This is a genomic window from Streptomyces sp. NPDC059524, assembly GCF_042749255.1.
Classification (GTDB): domain Bacteria; phylum Actinomycetota; class Actinomycetes; order Streptomycetales; family Streptomycetaceae; genus Streptomyces; species Streptomyces xanthii.
In genome coordinates this window covers 79450-83374 of record NZ_JBHYTK010000013.1, presented here as the reverse complement: position 1 = coordinate 83374, position 3925 = coordinate 79450, and the positions used below count along the sequence as shown (strand labels likewise).

Genomic DNA, 3925 nt, shown 5'->3' with positions numbered 1-3925 from the left:
CGGGCGTCCTGACCGCCCGCGCGCGGCCATCCTGCCGCACGCCCCCGCGAGGTCCGACACGCGGGGGGAGTCGTTCCGAATCGATGAACTCCCAGGTCAGAGGGGTGAATTCACGCATGGCGGGGAATCGTCGCACATGACCCATTGACGACGGTTCGCCCCGACCCCGAGGGTGGAGACCATGACCCGACTGTCCGAGCATCTGCGTCAGGCCACCCCCGTCGTCGCGCAGCGCGGGGAGGGCGTCCACCTCTACGGCACCGACGGCCGCCGCTATCTCGACTTCACCGCCGGGATCGGCGTCACCAGCACCGGGCACTGCCACCCCCGGGTCGTGGCCGCCGCCCAGGAGCAGGTCGCCACCCTCATCCACGGCCAGTACACGACCGTCCTCCACCAGCCGCTGCAACGGCTCGTCGAGCGGCTCGGCGACGTGCTGCCCGAGGGCCTCGACAGCCTCTTCTTCGCCAACTCGGGCAGCGAGGCCGTCGAGGCGGCGATGCGGCTCGCCCGCCAGGCCACCGGGCGGCCGAACATCGTCGTCGCGCACGGCGGCTTCCACGGCCGTACCGTCGCCGCCGCCTCCCTCACCACCTCAGGCACGAAGATCCGCACCGGCTTCGGACCGCTCATGGCCGGGGTCGCGATCACCCCGTTCCCGAACGCGTACCACTACGGCTGGGACGAGGAGACGGCCACGCGGTTCGCCCTGAAGGAGTTCGACCACCTCCTGCAGACCGTGTCCGACCCGGACGACACCGCCGCGATCATCATCGAACCCGTCCTCGGCGAGGGCGGCTACGTCCCGGCGAACACGGCCTTCCTGCAAGGGCTGCGCGAGCGCGCCGACCGGCACGGCATCCTGCTGATCCTCGACGAGATCCAGACCGGCGTCGGCCGCACCGGCCGCTTCTGGGGCCACGAGCACTTCGCCGTCCGCCCCGACATCCTCATCACCGCGAAGGGCCTGGCCAGCGGCTTCCCCCTGTCCGGCATCGCCGCGCCCGAGGCCCTCATGCACCGGGCCAGGCCCGGCTCCCAGGGCGGCACCTACGGCGGCAACGCGGTGGCCTGCGCGGCCGCGTGCGCCACGCTCGACGTCATCGAGGACGAGGGCCTGGTCGCCAACGCGGAGACGATGGGCGCCCGGCTGCGCGCCGGCCTGGAGGACGTCGCCGCGAAGCACCCGGCGATCGGCGACGTGCGCGGCCTGGGCCTGATGCTGGCCAGCGAGTTCACGGCCCCCGACGGCACCCCCGACCCGACGACGGCCGTGCGCGCCCAGCAGGCGGCGGCGGAGGAGGGCCTCCTCCTGCTGACCTGCGGCCCCTGGGGCAACGTGGTCCGCATGATCCCGGCCCTCGTGGTCTCCGAACCCCAGATCGACGAGGCGCTCCGCATGTGGAGCGCGGCGGTGAACACGGCCACGGGGTGAGCGACGAGTCGTGCCGCGCCGGGTCGCGGAGCCGTCCGACCCCTGGGCCGCACGGAGCGCGCCTTGAGGGGCGCGGGACCGCATCGATCTGCGGCCCCGCCGCGTGGGCGGGACCGTCCGCCCCTGGGGCGCACGGAGTGCGCCTTCAGGGGCGCGGGGAACTGCGCGAGCAACCACGACGGCGCGGCACCCGCCGGCGAACCTCGGCCCCTACGGCGGGTGGATTATGCGGCGTTCGCCGCGCGGGCGGGACCGCCCGGCCCTGGGGCGCACGGAGTGCGCCTTCAGGGGCGCGGGGCCGCATCGATCTGCGGCTTCGCCGCGTGGGCGCGAGCCACCACGACGGCGCGGCACCCGCCGACGATCCTCGGCCCCTACGGCGGGTGGATCCTGCGGCGTTCGCCGCGCGAGCGGGACCGCATCGATCTGCGGCTCCGCCGCGTGGGCGCGAGCCAGCACGACGGCCCGGCACCCGGCAGCGATCCTCCACCCCCTGACCCACGCCCGACCGACACGCACCCGGCGCCCCGCCAGGGTGCAGCCCACCCACCCGTACCGCCCCAGGCGGCGGACCGTCCCCCGACCCACCAGGAGCCCCGAGAATGCCCACGCACCCCGTGATCGACTCCGTGCCGAAGCAGCTGTGGATCGGTGAAGGATGGGAGGCCGCCGCGTCGGGACGGACGCTGGCCGTCGACAATCCGGCCACCGGCACCGTCCTGTGCGAGGTCGCCGACGCCGGCCCCGAGGACGCCGCCCGCGCCCTCGCCGCCGCCCGCGAGGCACAGCAGGGCTGGGCCCGCACCGCCCCCCGCGCCCGGGGCGAGATCCTGCGCCGCGCCCACGAGATCATCCTCGAACGCGCCGAGGACCTCGCCCTGCTCATGACCCTGGAGATGGGCAAGCCGCTGGCCGAGGCCCGCGGCGAGGTCGCCTACGCCGCCGAGTTCTTCCGCTGGTTCTCCGAGGAGGCCGTCCGTATCGACGGCGGCTTCGCCACCAGCCCCGACGGACGCAACCGCCACCTGGTGCTCCGTCAGCCCGTTGGCCCCTGCCTCCTGATCACCCCGTGGAACTTCCCGCTCGCCATGGGCACCCGCAAGATCGGCCCGGCCGTGGCGGCCGGCTGCACCATGATCCTCAAGCCGGCCCCGCAGACCCCGCTGTCCACCCTCGCCCTGACCGCGATCCTCGCCGAGGCGGGCCTGCCGCCCGGCGTCCTCAACACCCTCACCACGTCCGACGCCGCCGCCGTCGTCGAACCCCTGCTGCGTGGCGGCGGCATCCGCAAGCTCTCCTTCACCGGCTCCACGCAGGTGGGCCGGATCCTGCTCACCCAGTGCGCCGACACGGTCGTGCGCACCTCGCTCGAACTCGGCGGGAACGCACCGTTCATCGTATTCGACGACGCCGACCTCGACGCGGCCGTCGACGGCCTGATGGTCGCCAAGATGCGCAACATGGGGGAGGCCTGCACCGCCGCGAACCGCGTCTACGTGCACGCCGGCGTCGCCGAGGACTTCGCCGCCCGCCTCACCGCCAGGATGGCCGCCCTGACCGTCGGCGACGGCACCGCGCCCGGCACCGACGTCGGCCCGCTCATCGACGCGGCCGGCCGGGACAAGGTGGAGCGCCTGGTCCGCGACGCCGTGGGCCGCGGCGCCAAGGTCCTCACCGGCGGTGAGGTGCCCGAGGGCCCCGGCACCTTCTACCCGCCGACCGTCCTCGCCCAGGTCCCGCGCGACGCCGAACTGACCGGCACGGAGATCTTCGGCCCGGTCGCCGCCCTGTTCACGTTCGAGGACGAGGACGACGTCGTCCGGATCGCGAACGACACGGAGTGGGGCCTGGTGTCGTACGTCTTCACCCGTGATCTCGACCGGGCCCTCCGGGTCGGCGAACGCCTAGAGACCGGCATGGTCGGCCTCAACACCGGCCTCGTCTCGAACCCGGCCGCCCCCTTCGGCGGCGTCAAGCAGTCGGGCCTCGGACGCGAGGGCGGCCGGGTCGGCATCGACGAGTTCCTGGAGTACAAGTACCTCGCGATTCCCTACAGTTCGTAGCCGAGAACACGAGAAGAGGCTCCCGGTCAGAGGCGTTCTATCGCGCGGAAACCGGCGAGGACCGACAGCAGGTTCCGCGCGGGCGGCGTCAGTTCGACCACCGCCACGGGCCGCCCGGCATTCAACACGCCGAGGAAGGCGGCGAGTTCGGCCTCCGAGAGGTCCGTCTCGGTGACGTGCCCGCACGCCGCGACCGGACGCCGCCCGGCCCCGGGCGCCCACAGGACCGGTTCGACGGCCCGCACCACGTCGTCGTCCGTGAACCAGCCGGGCCGCGCCGCGGGCGGCACCGGGCGCAGCCCGCCGTCGGTGGCGTGCCGCAGCGCCTCGCGCACCAGGCGCCGCTCCGTCGCGGCGGGGCGGGGCGCGGGGCGGGACGCGGGGTCGAGGGCCGGCGCCGCCGCGCGGCGCGGGGGCGCGCGGGCCC

General features: G+C 74.6%; 2 protein-coding genes and 1 pseudogene. 2 read left to right on the top strand and 1 reads right to left on the bottom strand.

From position 1 onward, the window contains the following. The first annotated feature begins 181 nt into the window (after nt 1-181). Nucleotides 182-1435, top strand: a complete 1254-nt coding sequence (locus ACFW9D_RS06400; protein WP_384618542.1) for an aspartate aminotransferase family protein — start codon at nt 182-184, stop codon at nt 1433-1435. Nucleotides 1436-2037: 602 nt separating this feature from the next. Beyond that, nucleotides 2038-3498 carry an NAD-dependent succinate-semialdehyde dehydrogenase gene (locus ACFW9D_RS06395; protein ID WP_384618540.1) on the top strand — a complete coding sequence of 487 codons (1461 nt, stop codon included), beginning with the start codon at nt 2038-2040 and terminating at the stop codon, nt 3496-3498. Nucleotides 3499-3524: 26 nt separating this feature from the next. Here ACFW9D_RS06395 and ACFW9D_RS06390 read toward each other — a convergent pair. Then, nucleotides 3525-3925: pseudogene (locus ACFW9D_RS06390) on the bottom strand (cupin); the annotation flags it as partial.

Coding starts and splice junctions, on each gene's coding strand:
- ACFW9D_RS06395 (WP_384618540.1), top strand. CDS start 2,038: ATGCCCACGCACCCCGTGATCGACTCCGTGCCGAAGCAGCTGTGGATC.
- ACFW9D_RS06400 (WP_384618542.1), top strand. CDS start 182: ATGACCCGACTGTCCGAGCATCTGCGTCAGGCCACCCCCGTCGTCGCG.